General features: G+C 43.3%; 12 protein-coding genes. All 12 read left to right on the top strand.

Going from position 1 to position 15,975, the window contains the following annotated elements; all coding sequences use genetic code 11:
• Positions 1-16: 16 nt before the first annotated feature.
• Positions 17-1,816: a cache domain-containing sensor histidine kinase gene (locus tag B6A27_RS08900; RefSeq protein ID WP_080862001.1), complete on the top strand. Its 1,800-nt coding sequence runs from the start codon at positions 17-19 to the stop codon at positions 1,814-1,816.
• A gap of 12 nt (positions 1,817-1,828) precedes the next feature.
• A complete protein-coding gene (locus B6A27_RS08905) occupies positions 1,829-3,052 on the top strand; it encodes a response regulator transcription factor (protein WP_044745420.1) in 1,224 nt (407 codons plus the stop codon).
• Between the two features lie 185 nt (positions 3,053-3,237).
• Positions 3,238-4,314, top strand: coding sequence for a multiple monosaccharide ABC transporter substrate-binding protein (gene chvE, locus B6A27_RS08910; protein WP_044745419.1), 1,077 nt, complete (start codon positions 3,238-3,240; stop codon positions 4,312-4,314).
• A 72-nt stretch (positions 4,315-4,386) separates the two neighbouring features.
• Complete coding sequence (gene mmsA, locus B6A27_RS08915; protein WP_080861732.1) at positions 4,387-5,922, top strand: multiple monosaccharide ABC transporter ATP-binding protein; 1,536 nt, start codon at positions 4,387-4,389, stop codon at positions 5,920-5,922.
• A 5-nt stretch (positions 5,923-5,927) separates the two neighbouring features.
• Complete coding sequence (mmsB, locus tag B6A27_RS08920) at positions 5,928-7,148, top strand: multiple monosaccharide ABC transporter permease (RefSeq protein WP_080861734.1); 1,221 nt, start codon at positions 5,928-5,930, stop codon at positions 7,146-7,148.
• A gap of 219 nt (positions 7,149-7,367) precedes the next feature.
• Positions 7,368-8,462: a GntR family transcriptional regulator gene (locus tag B6A27_RS08925; protein WP_080861736.1), complete on the top strand. Its 1,095-nt coding sequence runs from the start codon at positions 7,368-7,370 to the stop codon at positions 8,460-8,462.
• Positions 8,463-8,555: 93 nt separating this feature from the next.
• Positions 8,556-9,242, top strand: a complete 687-nt coding sequence (araD, locus tag B6A27_RS08930) for an L-ribulose-5-phosphate 4-epimerase (protein WP_066147597.1) — start codon at positions 8,556-8,558, stop codon at positions 9,240-9,242.
• Positions 9,243-9,252: 10 nt separating this feature from the next.
• Positions 9,253-10,938 carry a ribulokinase gene (locus B6A27_RS08935; protein WP_139788108.1) on the top strand — a complete coding sequence of 562 codons (1,686 nt, stop codon included), beginning with the start codon at positions 9,253-9,255 and terminating at the stop codon, positions 10,936-10,938.
• 20 nt (positions 10,939-10,958) lie between these two features.
• Positions 10,959-12,449: an L-arabinose isomerase gene (gene araA / locus B6A27_RS08940; protein ID WP_080861739.1), complete on the top strand. Its 1,491-nt coding sequence runs from the start codon at positions 10,959-10,961 to the stop codon at positions 12,447-12,449.
• Between the two features lie 384 nt (positions 12,450-12,833).
• Positions 12,834-13,832 carry a Gfo/Idh/MocA family protein gene (locus B6A27_RS08945; RefSeq protein WP_080861742.1) on the top strand — a complete coding sequence of 333 codons (999 nt, stop codon included), beginning with the start codon at positions 12,834-12,836 and terminating at the stop codon, positions 13,830-13,832.
• A 45-nt stretch (positions 13,833-13,877) separates the two neighbouring features.
• Complete coding sequence (locus B6A27_RS08950; protein WP_080861745.1) at positions 13,878-14,927, top strand: aldose epimerase family protein; 1,050 nt, start codon at positions 13,878-13,880, stop codon at positions 14,925-14,927.
• A 34-nt stretch (positions 14,928-14,961) separates the two neighbouring features.
• Positions 14,962-15,945: an aldo/keto reductase gene (locus B6A27_RS08955; protein WP_080861748.1), complete on the top strand. Its 984-nt coding sequence runs from the start codon at positions 14,962-14,964 to the stop codon at positions 15,943-15,945.
• Positions 15,946-15,975 lie beyond the last annotated feature (30 nt).

Raw genomic sequence — 15,975 nt, forward strand, 5'->3', positions numbered from 1 at the left:
ATCAGGATTGAAGCAAATGAAATATTTTCAGATTAATAATGTACCTATTCGCTATAAGCTGATTTTCCTTTTTTTATTCATTATCATTTTTCCCTCCATCGGACTTGGGAGCGTAACAGGTTGGACAGTTGATCGGATTATTGATCGGCAAATTAATCAAAATACACTTCAAGTGATTAACCAAGTAAATCGAACGCTCGAGTTTTACTTGAATAATATGCAAAATATTACCTATTTAACAGCATTTAATCCAGAAATAAAAAAGTTTTTAGAAGGAAACGAGAGGATGCAAGGAATTGGTGAAACGAGCGATGAATATCGAATTCGTCAATTTCTGCGCGGATTAACAACATTGTATCCTGAAGTTGCGGGTATTCTTGTTGCTAATCATAAAGGAGAGTATATCAGCAACGAAATGTATACCCGTTCAGCTAAGCCGCTCACAGAGGAAGGATGGTATCAGGAGGCTGTACAAAATAAAGGCATTTTTAAAATTATTGGCCACCCGGAGAAACGTAATGTAACAACACACACGAATTATAAACGAGAGGAAGTGGTGTCAGTTGTTAGAGCCGTTTTAAATCCAGAAACTCAGCAGGTAGAAGGAGTGATTTTAATCGACCTAAAGCTGCGTGTTATTGCGGAAGCCGTGAAAAGTGTTCGTTTAGGAAAATCAGGATACTTAATGGTTATCGATCATTGCGGCGAAAATATTTATTCACCTGCCCATCCGCTTATCGCGAATATCCCGGCTCAATGGCTTGGCAATCGGGATTCCGGAACATTTAGCAAGAAGGTAGATGGACAATATTTGCAATTTATTTATCAGCGTTCACCGTTTACAAGCTGGACAACGATTGGGGTCTTCTCCAATCAAGAATCAGCGTTAGAAATCATGGAAATCCGTTTTTATGTCACTTGTTTTGTATTTTTGGTCTGTCTTATTGGTATCGGCGCTTCTTACTATTTGGCTCATTCGCTATCACGACCGATCAGACAATTGATCTCATTTATGAAAAAAGTAGAGGGAGGCGATTTAACGAGTCGCTATCACAGTGTTCGTGCAGATGAAATCGGTATGTTAGGAAGAAGTTTTAATCGAATGCTCGATCAAATCCAAAAATTCATTTCTCTTGTAGAGTGGAAGGAACGACAAAGATGGGAAGCGGAGCTTCGGAGCTTGCAGGCGCATATTAAACCTCATTTTCTTTACAATACGTTAGATACGATTCATTGGCTGGCTAGAAAAAGAGGAGCCGAGGATGTAGCCCAAGTAGTGGAAGCGTTGTCAAAGCTATTTCGCATCGGATTAAGCAAAGGAAGGGATATCATTTCATTTGCGGAAGAAATGGAACATATTCAAAGCTATTTAAGCATTCAAAAAACGAGATATCGAGACAAGTTGAACTATACATTTGACATCGCTTCTAACGTTCAAGATTTATATATTTTAAAGCTTGTCTTGCAGCCGATAGTAGAAAATGCGATTTATCACGGTATCAAGCAGCGGAGAGGACCTGGCCATATTTTGATTCAAGCTGAGGAACAGGATGGAAAGCTGATCATTCGCATTCATGATGATGGTGTCGGAATGTCAAAAGAATTATTGTCATCTTTGCGTGAAGACTTAACGGTTGATTTTACGGCTCGTGACAAAGAAAAGGAGATAGGAAAGGTGCAGGGATATGGAATGTTGAATGTGCAAGCGCGAATGCAATTAACCTTTGGGAGTACTTACGGTTTATGGATCGACAGTGAAGAAGGAAAAGGAACGACCGTGACGATGATCCATCCAATTGTTAGACAAGCGATGTAGGAGGAAAGAGAGATGTGGAAGGTGTTAATTGCTGATGATGAACCGATTATTCGCGAAGGAATACGAGAGGCAATCAATTGGAGAGAATTTGACATGGAGATAATCGCGGAAGCTGAGGATGGAGAAGAAGCGTTAGAACTGGCTGTATATCATGAGATTCACGTTCTTTTTGTTGATTTGAATATGCCAATGATGGATGGCATTACATTAATGAGGCAGATTCGTGAAAAACTGCCTGCATGCAGAATGGTGGTTATTACCGGATACGATGAATTTACTTATGCACAAGAAGCGATTCGTTTGCAGGTTGACGATTATATATTGAAGCCGACTCATCCTCAGCATTTGCGAGAGGTCGTAATGAAAATAAAACAAGCGCTGGAACAAGGGTTCAAGCAAAACGAATACATCAGGATGCTGTCGGAGCAGGTTCAAAAAAACTTTTCGCTCATCCGGCAACAATTTTGTTTAAAATGGATCCATGGCGAGCTGACAGAGAAAGAAATTATGGCGCAACTTTCCTTTTTCCAGCTTCCTTCATCTGCCCCGAATCAATTAGCAATGATTTATTGGCAAGATTTTTTTAATCATCAGCCATTGCTCAATGACCGGGATAAGCAGCTGCTCTTTTTTGCAATCGAAAACATTGCGTCTGAATTGCTGTCTACTGATTGTCATGTAATGTTTCGAGATACTGCTGGATTTATCGTCGCTTGTATTTGGGGGCAAATTGATGAAGGGATGATCCGAACCATTGAAAAAACACTGAAACAATATTTGAATGTACAGACTAACGTTTACATACAAAGCATCGAGGGAGGGATGAGAAAGGTAGCTGAGGCCTATCAGCATTGTAAAGAACTAATTTATAAAGAAACGAATATTTCTCCGATTGTGCGCCGCGCCAAACAATATATTCAAGAGCATTTTTCGAATCCAAAGCTAACATTGGAATCTGTTGCTCAATTTTTAAACGTGTCTCCTGTTTATTTAAGCCGCATGATGAAACAAGAGCTTGGAGTATCATTTGTTAATTTAGTAACAGAAGCCCGAATGAAAAAGGCTATTCAGTTATTGACTTCTACCGAACTCCCTATTTATGAAATTTCCGAACAAGTAGGATATGAAACACAGCATTATTTTAGCACAGCTTTCAAGAAAACAGTTGGAATCCCTCCAAATCAATATCGTAAGGGGGCCTTCCTTTTTAAAGAAATTCATGAAAACTTACTATAAGGGATCCGCGTAAGTTTCCATTGGTTAAGTGAGAGCTATTAATAGCTCTTCTTTTTTTTTGAAAGCGCTTTAAGTAAGTCAAATTTTTATAAAAATAGTTATTTTATTGAAAAGACTGAAAATTATCTTGGTGCTATATTTTAGGTAATTATTCAATCACTTTATAAAAGGGGGAGAAAAAAGCTATGAAAAAATGGTTGTCATTCATGATTTTATTTATGTTTGCCTTTGCGTTGACTGCATGTAGTGGAAATGGAGCAGGCGATGGCAAAGCGGGATTTGTAGGCATCTCAATGCCGACGAAATCATCGGAAAGATGGATTAGTGACGGAAAAAATATGGAAAAGGAATTTCGAAAGCTTGGTTATAAAACCGATTTGCAATACGCCGAAGATGTCGTTGAAAATCAAGTATCGCAAATTGAAAACATGATTACAAAAGGAGTCAATGTTTTAGTTATTGCTCCGATTGACGGCGAGGCATTGACGGATGTTCTTGAAAAGGCGCATAAACAAGGAATTAAAGTCATCTCTTACGATCGTCTGATTAAAAACAGCAAATATGTCGATTACTATGCGACATTTGACAACTTTAAAGTTGGAGTATTGCAAGGGACATACATCGAACAAAAACTAGGATTGAAGGAAGGGAAAGGTCCATTTAACATTGAACTGTTTGCGGGCTCGCCTGACGATAATAATGCCTATTTCTTTTTTGATGGGGCGATGTCTGTATTAAAGCCTTATATTGATTCCGGAAAATTGGTGGTTCGCAGCGGTCAAACAAAATTTGATCAAGCAGCCACGTTACGATGGGATGGAGCAACTGCGCAAGCAAGAATGGACAATTTGCTAAGTGCCCATTATACGAATGAAAAAGTGGATGCTGTTTTGTCACCTTATGATGGCATCAGCATCGGTATCATTTCATCGCTGAAAGGAGTTGGCTATGGCACAACCAGCAAGCCGATGCCTGTTATAACTGGACAAGATGCCGAATTAGCGTCGGTGAAATCGATCATCGCTGGTGAGCAAACGCAAACAGTATTTAAAGATACACGTGAACTAGCGAAAAAAGCTGTTGAAATGGCGGATGCTGTATTAAAAGGAAAAAAGCCAGAGGTTAACGATACAAAAACATATAACAATGGGGTAAAGATAGTACCATCCTATTTGCTTGAGCCTGTTTCGGTGGATCAATCTAACTACGAAAAAGTATTGGTGGACAGCGGCTATTACAAAAAAGAAGACTTAGAGAAATAGATCGAAGAGAAAGGCGGATACAAGGGCATTGATCCCCCTTATATCCGTACTCTCTCGCAAGGAGGAAGACATATGTCCGAGTTTATTTTAGAAATGAGGGGGATTATAAAGGAATTCCCTGGGGTGAAAGCGCTTGATAATGTGAATTTAAAAGTACGGGAAGGTGAAATTCACGCGCTTTGCGGGGAGAATGGGGCAGGAAAATCAACGTTGATGAAAGTGTTAAGCGGCGTCTACTCGTACGGAACGTATGATGGAGAGATTTTATTTAAGGGAGAGGTATGCAAGTTTAAAGATATTAAGCAGAGTGAGCAGCTAGGAATTGTGATTATTCATCAGGAATTGGCCTTAATTCCGTACTTATCAATTGCAGAGAATATTTTTTTAGGAAATGAGCAGGCAAAAAGAGGGATCATCAACTGGAATGAAACGGTTGCTAAAACGAAAGAATTGCTCAGTAAAGTCGGATTAGATGAATCGCCTCATACGTTAGTGGGGACTCTCGGAGTGGGGAAGCAGCAGCTTGTGGAAATTGCTAAGGCGTTAGCAAAGAAAGTGAAATTGCTCATTTTAGACGAACCAACTGCTGCCTTAAATGAGGCTGATAGCGAGAACTTGTTAAATCTCTTATTAGAATTGAAAAAGCAAGGAGTATCCGCGATTATTATTTCTCATAAGCTAAACGAAGTCGCACGTGTTGCTGACTCCATTACGATTTTGCGGGATGGAAAAACGATCGAAACGCTAGATATGAAGAAAGATCATGTGACAGAAGATCGGATTATTAAAGGAATGGTTGGAAGGGACTTAACAGCCCGTTATCCCAAACGGGAATCAAAAATTGGCGAAGTCATATTTGAAGTGAAAAATTGGAACGTTTATCATCCTTTTCAGCATGAACGAAAAGTAATTGATGATGTTCATTTATATATCCGTAAAGGAGAAATTGTCGGCATTGCTGGTTTGATGGGATCAGGGAGAACCGAACTCGCAATGAGCCTTTTTGGGCGATCTTATGGAAAAAAAAATAGCGGACAAATTTTTAAAAATGGCGTGGAAATTGATGTTCGGAATGTTAGCAAGGCCATTGAGCAGGGCATTGCTTATGTAACAGAGGATCGGAAAGGAAACGGTCTGATTTTAATGGCGGATATTCGTAAAAATATGACCTTGTCTCGTCTAAATAAAATCGCGAAGTGGTTTATTGTCAATGAGAATCTGGAAATCATCGAATCTGAAAAGTTCCGAAACAGATTGAAAATTAAAACACCGAGTGTTTTTCAAAAAGCGGAAAAGCTAAGCGGCGGAAATCAACAAAAGATTGTATTAGGAAAATGGATGTTTGCGGAACCGGACATTTTGATTTTAGATGAGCCGACACGCGGGATTGATATTGGAGCGAAATATGAGATTTATACGATCATGAACCAGCTGGCTCAAGAAGGAAAGGGGATCTTAATGATCTCATCGGAGCTGCCAGAGCTTCTTGGCATGTGTGATCGAATCTATGCGATGAGTGAAGGAAGAATAACCGGGGAAGTAGATCGATATGAGGCGACACAGGAAGGCTTGATGAAACTCATGACCAAAACAAGGGTGAGGGGGTAGACAGCATGCAAGTACCAACACAAAAAATGTCTTCACATCATTCAGCCGCAAATGAAAGCAAAACAAGGCTGTTTGCACAAACAATCAAAAATCATATTCGCAGCTACAGCATGGTCGTAGCACTTGTACTTATTATCGGTTTATTTCAAATTTTAACAGACGGTATTTTATTGCGTCCTTTAAACGTAACCAACTTAATTCTCCAAAATAGCTATATTCTCATCTTAGCCATCGGCATGATGCTTGTCATTATTACCGGACACATTGATTTATCCGTTGGCTCGGTAGCAGCTTTTGTAGGGGCTTTAGCTGGCATTTTAATGGTTGAACATCATGTTTCCATGACGGCGACGGTGCTGGTTTGTTTGCTGCTGGGAGCATTGATTGGAGCGTGGCAAGGCTTTTGGATCGCCTATGTGAGAATTCCTGCTTTTATTGTTACGCTTGCGGGCATGCTATTATTTAGGGGATTGACGATGGTTATTTTAGAAGGACAGTCCATTGCCCCGTTTCCAAAATCGTTTCAGAATATAAGCTCTGGCTTTATTCCAGACGTATTTCATGGAGACAGCCTTCATATTTTCACAATGGTGCTGGCCGCTCTATTGTCCCTGCTATTTTTATGGCTTGAAATAAGAAAAAGAAACGAGCAGAAGAAATACGGATTTGAAGTAGGACATCAAGCTGTGTTTATCGCGAAGTTAATTGGGGTGCTGGCGGTTATTAATCTTTTTGCTTACGTGCTAGCTACCTATGAGGGAATTCCTAATATTTTGCTAATTTTAGCCGTTTTGATTACTGTCTATTCCTTCGTTGCGAACAAGACCATTGCTGGCCGTCATATATATGCCATCGGCGGCAATGAGAAGGCGGCACAGCTGTCAGGTGTAAAGACGAAAAGAGTCACTTTTTGGGTATTTGTCAATATGGGAGTTTTAGCCGCATTATCCGGATTAATTTTTGCTGCCCGTTTAAACGCAGCCACTCCGAAAGCTGGGAATTTATTTGAACTAGATGCCATTGCTGCTTGTTTTATTGGCGGAGCATCGGCATACGGGGGAATCGGAAGTGTAAGCGGAGCGATTATCGGTGGTTTGGTAATGGGCGTCATGAACAATGGGATGTCGCTGCTTGGCTTAGGAATTGATTGGCAGCAAGCGATTAAAGGACTTGTGCTGCTCGCGGCTGTCGCTTTCGATATTTATAATAAAAACAAATCAGCTTAGGGACAAGTGTGTGAAAGAGAGGGGGGAGCCCCCTCTTTTATTATGAAAAAAATTCCATGTTATATATACGTACAAATAAAAACTGTTATAATGAATGATAGATGGTGCCGATGCTTCGACCGTTGCAAAATGAAACGGAATGCTGAAACTAAGCAAGACAATCTGGATAGTGAATGAGCCCATTTGCAAATCGATATTTGGTCATAAGGCGGTGAACATATGAAGGATAAAAATATACCAAAGTATTTGCAGTTAAAAAATGAAATTTTATCTTGGATAAAGTCAGGGAAATTAAAACCGGATGAAAAAATACCGACAGAATATGAAATTGTAACCCAATTTCAGTTAAGCCGCCATACCGTTCGCCAGGCGTTGGGGGAACTTGAGCATGAAGGATGGCTATATAAAATCCAAGGAAGCGGAACGTTTGTTTCTAAGCCCAAATCAATAGGAAAACAAGAAACCACCAAAACGGTAGCGATCTTAACGACGTATATTTCTGATTATATTTTCCCCCACATTGTTCGAGGAGCGGAGGAAGCCCTTTATGAAAAAGGCTATCGGCTGCTTTTAGCCAGCACAGGCAATAATAAGGATAAGGAACGGGAACATTTAGAGGCGATGATTCAGCAGCCGCTAAGTGGCCTCATCATCGAACCGACAAAAAGCGCCCAAGGGAACCCTAATTTAAACTATTATTTAGTGCTTAACAATCTGCACATTCCTTACGTGATGATTAACGAGCGATATTTGGAAATGAATTGTCCGTACATAAAAATGGATGATGCGCGTGGTGGTTATTTGCTTACCGATCACTTAATCCAGCTTGGGCATCGACGGATTGCGGGGTTTTTCAAAACGGATGATTTGCAAGGTGTCAATCGACTCAAAGGCTTTATTCAAGCACATCAAGAGCATGGCATGCCGCTGACGACAGGCCATCTTATCTCTTATATGACAGAGGAAAGAGACACGAAGCCATTAGAAGCAGCACGCCTTTTTTTGCAGCAGCCTAAAGAAGCAAGGCCAACTGCGTTTGTGTGCTACAATGATGAACTGGCGGTCAAACTATTAGATGTCATTCGGCAGCAAGGGCTCAGTGTCCCTAACGACATTTCCATCGTTGGTTTTGATGATTCGACATTTGCTACAGCGACAGAAGTGAAGTTGACCACCATTCGCCATCCAAAAGTGGACATGGGGGTGAGGGCAGCTGAAATGCTCGTGAAAATGATTGAAAAGCAACATGAAGAAGTAGAGGATATTGTATACCAGCCTGAACTGATTATTCGTGATTCGACGAAAAGAGTTTAAAATATTTGAATAAAATTTTCAAAAAACTATAGAGAAATTGTACGTACAAAATTATAATGGAGGTGACATCATTTTTATTAGGGAGTGGGGAAGATGATTGACGAGTTAAAACAGCTTGTTTGGGAAGCGAATTTACAGCTTCCCAAACAGAAATTGGTCACGTTTACATGGGGAAATGTCAGCGGCATTGACCGTGAGCAAGGTCTTGTGGTCATTAAGCCAAGCGGCATCGCTTATGAAAAAATGACAAAAGAGGATATGGTTGTTGTTGATTTAGAAGGAAAGGTTGTCGAAGGGAACTTAAAGCCTTCATCTGATACTCCTACGCATTTAGTCTTATACAAAGCGTTTCCTCAGGTTGGCGGCATTGTCCATACGCACTCTCCTTGGGCGACGATCTGGGCACAGGCTGGAAAAGGGATTCCGGCGTTAGGAACGACACATGCCGACTATTTTTACGGAGAAATTCCTTGCACGAGAAAAATGACGCAAGCGGAAATTAAAGGAGCGTATGAACTAGAGACGGGAAACCTCATTGTGGAGACGTTCCATTCTCTTGATCCGATGCAAGTACCTGGAGTGCTCGTTCATGGCCATGGTCCCTTTACTTGGGGGAAAGATCCTAATCAGGCCGTTTATCATGCCGTCGTTCTTGAAGAAGTAGCAAAAATGGCAGCGAGAACATATCAGCTGAATCCAAATGTCCAGACAATAGATCAATCTTTATTAGATCAGCATTATCTTCGGAAGCATGGAGTAAACGCTTACTATGGGCAATGACGGAGGGGATATCATGATGAAATATGTGATTGGCATTGATTATGGAACGGAGTCTGGGCGAGCGGTTCTTGTCGATTTAGAGGGAAACGAAATCGCCGATCATGTTACTTTATATGCTCATGGAGTGATCGATGAAGCACTGCCAGAATCGAATATAAAGCTGGAGCCAGACTGGGCGCTCCAGCATCCCGGAGACTATATCGAAGTATTAGCTACGGCGGTTCCTGCCGTTTTGCAAAAGTCGGGTGTTCGCCCTGAGGATGTGATTGGTGTTGGCATTGATTTTACATCATGTACAATGTTACCGGTTGATGCTTTCGGCGAGCCGCTTTGTTTCCAACCGAACTTTAAGCATCGGCCGCACAGTTGGGTCAAATTATGGAAGCATCATGCGGCTCAAGGTGAAGCGAACAAGTTAAATGAGATCGCTGCCAAAAGAGGAGAAGCATTTTTGCCGAGATACGGTGGGAAAATTTCATCCGAATGGATGATTGCGAAAATCTGGCAGATTTTAAATGAGGCGCCGGACATCTACGAGCAAACCGACCTCTTTTTAGAGGCGACTGACTGGGTTGTTTTCAAGATGACGGGACAAATCGTGCGGAACAGTTGCACGGCAGGCTACAAATCGATTTGGCATAAACAAGACGGCTATCCAAGCAAGGAGTTTTTCCAAGCGCTTGATCCGCGGCTGGAACACTTAACAGAAACGAAGTTGCGCGGCGAAATCATTCCTCTCGGAACTAAAGCGGGCGGACTGAGCAATGAAATGGCGGCAATGATGGGATTGCTTCCAGGAACAGCGGTCGCCGTAGGAAATGTCGATGCCCATGCCGCTGTACCTGGAGTTGGTGTGGTAGAACCCGGAAAGCTTGTCATGGCGATGGGAACCTCTATTTGCCATATGCTGCTCGGAACAGAAGAGAAACATGTGGAAGGAATGTGCGGTGTCGTTGAAGACGGAATCATCCCTGGCTATCTCGGTTATGAAGCAGGACAATCAGCGGTCGGTGATATTTTTGCTTGGTATGTCGAACAAGGCGTTCCGGCATATGTCAAAGAAGCGGCGGAAAAAGAAGGGGTCAACGTCCACGAATGGCTCGAAAAGCGGGCTGCTGCCTATCGGCCGGGAGAAACCGGGCTGCTTGCCTTGGACTGGTGGAACGGCAACCGTTCGGTGCTGGTCGATGCCGATTTAACGGGGCTCATCGTTGGCTATACATTGCTGACAAAACCTGAAGAAATTTATCGAGCTTTGCTTGAAGCGACGGCATTTGGCACACGGAGAATCATCGATGCTTTTGTTGAAAGCGGTGTCAAAGTGGAGGAGCTTTATGCGTGCGGTGGACTGCCGCAAAAAAATAAATTGCTTATGCAAATTTATGCCGATGTAACGAATCGTCCTATTAAAGTGGCAGCTTCTAAGCATACCCCGGCTGTTGGAGCAGCGATGTTTGCAGCCGTCGCTGCCGGCAAAGAAAACAGCGGATATGAATCGATTGTAGAGGCGGCGCAAAAAATGGGAAGGGTCCGCGATGAAGTATTTCAGCCGATACGGGAAAATGTGGCTATTTATGAGCAGCTTTATCAAGAGTATGTAAAGCTTCATGACTATTTTGGGCGCGGCGGAAATCATGTGATGAAGCGATTAAAAGCATTGAAAGAAAACGCAAGATTAGAAGAATCCAATGTTTAATCAATGAGGGGAGAGATTGGATGCTACAGTTACGTCCATATGAATTTTGGTTTGTCATAGGAAGCCAACATTTATACGGGGAAGAGGCATTATCCCAAGTGGAGGTTCATGCCAACAGAATAACGGAAGGGCTCAATCAGGATAGCGCCCTTCCATTTAAAATAGTGTTGAAACCAATTGCTACAACGGCAGATGGCATTCGTAGGCTTTGTATAGAAGCGAATGCCGATGACGCTTGTGCGGGGATGATCACATGGATGCATACATTTTCTCCAGCGAAAATGTGGATTGGCGGTCTGTCGCAGCTAAGAAAACCGCTATTGCATCTCCACACTCAATTTAACCGTGACATTCCATGGGATCGCATTGATATGGACTTTATGAACTTAAATCAATCAGCCCACGGTGATCGGGAATACGGATTTATCGGCGCGAGAATGGGGATCGCCCGGAAAGTGATCGTTGGTCATTGGGAGGAGAAGGATGTTCGTAAGCAAATGGCAGGATGGATGTGGACGGCTGTCGCTTTTGCGGAAAGCCGAAATCTAAAAGTGGCCCGTTTTGGCGACAACATGCGCGAAGTAGCAGTTACTGAAGGGGACAAAGTTGGAGCGCAAATCCAATTCGGTTGGTCGGTCAACGGCTATGGCGTTGGGGATTTAGTCCAATACATCCGCGATATTTCCGAACAAAAAGTGAACGAGCTGCTTGATGAATACGAGGAGCTGTATAACATTGTACCAGCCGGCCGCCAAGAAGGGCCTGTTCGCGAGTCGATCCGTGAACAGGCGCGGATTGAACTTGGACTAAAAGCCTTTTTACAAGATGGGAACTTTACTGCCTTTACGACGACGTTCGAGGATTTGCACGGCATGAAGCAGCTTCCAGGGCTCGCAGTTCAGCGGCTTATGGCGGAAGGATACGGCTTCGGCGGCGAGGGAGACTGGAAAACGGCTGCGCTTGTTCGGCTTATGAAAGTGATGGCCAATGGCAAAGGAACGTCATTTATGGAAGATTACACGTACCACTTTGAGCCGGGCAACGAAATGATTCTCGGCGCCCATATGCTTGAAGTGTGCCCGACGATTGCCGCAACAAAACCGAGAATTGAAGTTCATCCTCTGTCGATCGGAGGAAAAGAGGATCCGGCCCGTCTTGTTTTTGATGGTGATGCGGGATCAGCGGTGAATGCTTGCCTAATTGATCTTGGACATCGTTTCCGATTGATTGTGAACGAGGTGGATGCGGTTAAAATAGAAAAGGAAATACCTAATCTCCCAGTTGCAAGAGTTTTATGGAAACCACGCCCGTCACTTCGCGATTCCGCAGAAGCATGGATTTTAGCCGGAGGCGCTCACCATACATGCTTCTCGTTTGCCGTCACAACGGAGCAATTGCAAGATTTTGCGGAAATGGGCGGCATTGAATGTGTAGTTATCGATGAGCGCACTTCACCGCAAACGATCAAAAATGAGCTCATGTGGAATGAAGTAGTATGGCGGTATCGCTAAGATGTTGAAGTGAACGCAATCAAAAGACATGGGGGAGGAAATTGCTTCTCATGTCTTTTTTATTCATCAGTCCAGGGCTCATTGATTGGGGAATTGATGATTAGAAGAGAATAGGTGGAGATTAATAAAGATTGATATTTTGAACAGAATTAGAAAAATAAGACAGATAAAGCAAGGGGAAGGGTCGTTTATTTGCAGATCTTTTAGTTTTGTTTGTTGAAAGAACCTGTCGATAAATATATTAGTTTGTTTACTGTACAAACTAACTAAACCTTGCTATGATGGAAGTATTACGATTCGTTTTTAGAAATTTCAAACAACGCGATATTGTTGGCTAGGCGACTGCTAACCATAGGTCTTGATTAGTAAAAGGGGTGAAGGAAGATGAGTTCCAAAGTCCGCTGGGGGATTTTAAGCACCGCTGCGATTGCAAGAGAAACGTTGATTCCTGCGATTCAGCGTTCGCAAAATGCTGAAGTGGTAGCGATTGCAAGCGAGAGTGGAAAAGCGCATGAAGTGGCGCGTCCACTGCGAATTGCAAAGGCTTATGATCGCTATGAAGCTTTGCTTCACGATCCTGATATTGATGCTGTGTATATTCCACTTCCTAATAGTCTGCATGCCGAATGGACCATTCAAGCAGCAGAACATAAAAAACATGTGCTGTGCGAAAAACCGGCCGCTTTATGTGAGAAAGATGTCAGCAATATGGTAGCGGCTTGTGAAAAGAATCAAGTCATTTTGATGGAAGCATTTATGTATCAGTTTCATCCGCAGCATCAAAGAGTGAAAGATATTCTTGCTTCAGATGAAATAGGAGAGATAAAGACCATTCGAGTGGGCTTCTCGTTTGATCTTCAGGAACGCAAAAATAATATCCGGATGAATGCACAATTAGGCGGCGGAAGCCTGTTCGATATTGGCTGCTACTGCGTCCATTCCATTCGTTATCTATTAAATGCGGAGCCGGTTGAATTAGCCGTTCATTCCAGCTATGACAACCAGCATTCGGTTGATGTAGCGACAAGCGGATGGATGAAAATGGACAATGGTGTTCATGCTTTATTTGACTGTAGTTTTGAAGCCGTTTGGCGCAATGAATATGAAATCATTGGAACAAAGGGAAAGCTGACCGTGCCGCGGGCATATCGGCCCGATTTGCACGATGGCAAGGGATTGATTGTCATGCAAACCGCTTCTGGCGAAGTGCGCGAGGAAATAGTGGCGGGAGATCAATATGTGCTTGAGGTTGAACACATTTCTGAATGTATTTTGACAGGAAAGCAGCCAAGCTACTCCCATCAGGCGATGCTTCAGCAGGCTAGAGTGCTGGAGGCATGCCGGATATCGGCAGAGACGGGACGAAAAGTACCGCTAGCATGATGAGTGTCGAGCGTTTTTTACTAATAGAGGAGGAGGGCTGCGGCGATGAAAATCATTGAGAAAAATTGGGCAGAGCTGTCAGAGCGCCCTATTGTCGCTTTTACGATAATCAATGACAACGGCGTAGAGGTGACGTGCCTTAATTATGGATGTATTATTACGAAAATAATCGCTCCGGATCGTCATGGAAACTATGAAAATATCGTACTTAGCTTTGATGACTTTACTCCTTATATAAAAAATGAACCGTATTTCGGCGCTGTCATCGGGCGGGTAGCAGGCAGAGTCCATCAAGCGTCTTTTGAGTTGAATGGAACAACCTATGCGCTTCATAAAAATGAGAATGGAAACCATTTACATGGGGGGATCAACGGGTTTCATCGCGTGATTTGGGATGCGAAAGTCATTGAAGCTGATCATGAGGCCGGAGTGCAATTTTCTTATACGAGTCCTGATGGTGAAGAAGGATATCCGGGCCAAGTGCATGTCCAAGTCACTTATACGCTGAATCATGCGAACGAATGGAGCATTGCGTATCGGGCTGTCGCCGATCAGGATACCCCGTTGAGTTTGACCAATCATACGTATTTTAACTTAAGCGGCAACGGCAAACGTGATATTTTGGATCACATGTTGATGATCCAAAGCTCGCGCGTACTGGAGTTGAATGAGGAGCTGATTCCCACGGGCCGCGTCTTAGATGTCACTGGCACGCCGTTTGACTTGCGGCAAGGAAAGAGCATACGAGAGGCTGTCGCATCCGGACATCCGCAAATCGAGTTGGTTGGTGGGGGGTATGACCACCCGTTTTGGTTGGATCGGCATCATGACAACGAGATTGTGCTTTATGACAGAGAGAGCGGCCGGGTATTGACGGTTGAGACGGATGAAGTCGGCGTCGTTGTGTACACGTCGAACCAGTTGCCGGAAGGGGTGGATTTGGGCGGCGTGCCGTCAAGGAAATATCTTGGCATTTGCCTAGAAACACAAGGACTGCCGGACGCTGTTCATCATCCGCATTTTCCTAGCCCGATCTTGCGTGCAGGTGACACCTATTCTTCTGTAACGAAGTATAAGATTGGCGTAGCTGATTAAAAAAATAGATGCTTACATATGGAGGGAGAAAGTCATGAAGTATCGCCGTTTAGGAAATACCGAGCTTGAGGTAAGTGAAATTAGCTTTGGGACATGGGCGATTGGCGGATCATGGGGACAGACGGATGAAGAAGAAGCACTAAAAGGGTTGCAGCGGGCGATTGAAGCTGGTGTAAATTTCTTCGATACAGCCGATGTATATGGAGATGGACGCAGTGAAGAACTTCTAGCGAAAGCGACAAAAGGAAAAGCAGACGACATCTACATCGCCACAAAATTTTGCCGGGCGGGCGATATTCATGATTTCCGCACATATTCTGCGGAACAGGTGCGCAAGTATTGTGAAGGAAGCTTAAAGCGCCTGCAGCGTGAGCGGATTGATCTCTATCAAATTCATTGCCCGCCGCTGGAAGTGCTGAAGGATGGGCGTGTGTTTGAAGTGCTTGATCAATTGCAGCAAGAAGGGAAGATCCGTTATTACGGCGTCAGTGTTGAGACGGTAGAGGAAGGGCTCGTTTGTTTGGCCAATCCGAACGTCAAAGCGCTGCAAGTCATTTTTAATATTTTCCGGCAAAAGCCTTTAGAAAAGCTGCTTCCACAGGCGAAAGAGCAGGGAGTAGGCATATTGGCGCGGCTGCCGCTGGCCAGCGGATTGCTGACAGGAAAATTTACAAAAACGACAACGTTTGCAGAAGGTGACCATCGCCACTTTAATCGAAATGGCGAGCATTTCAATGTCGGAGAAACATTTGCCGGCCTTGAGTTCCATAAAGGGGTAGAGCTCAGCGAACAGCTAGAGTGGATTGCCAATGGCCGAGGAAATATGACAAGAGCAGCCCTTCGCTGGATTTTAGATCATGACTCAATTACATGCGTCATTCCAGGATTTAAGACGATTAAACAGGTGGAGGACAATTTGCAAGCTGCCATGGTTCCTTCCTTTAGCCCAGAGGAAAAGGAAAAATTAGCCGAGTTTTATCGAAACGAAGTGCATCCGTTTATTCGAGGGGCGTATTAACTAAAAGAAAGGGGATCCCATAAAACATGC

Origin of the sequence: Anoxybacillus sp. UARK-01 (assembly GCF_002075365.1) — a bacterium.
GTDB classification, from domain to species: domain Bacteria; phylum Bacillota; class Bacilli; order Bacillales; family Anoxybacillaceae; genus Anoxybacteroides; species Anoxybacteroides rupiense.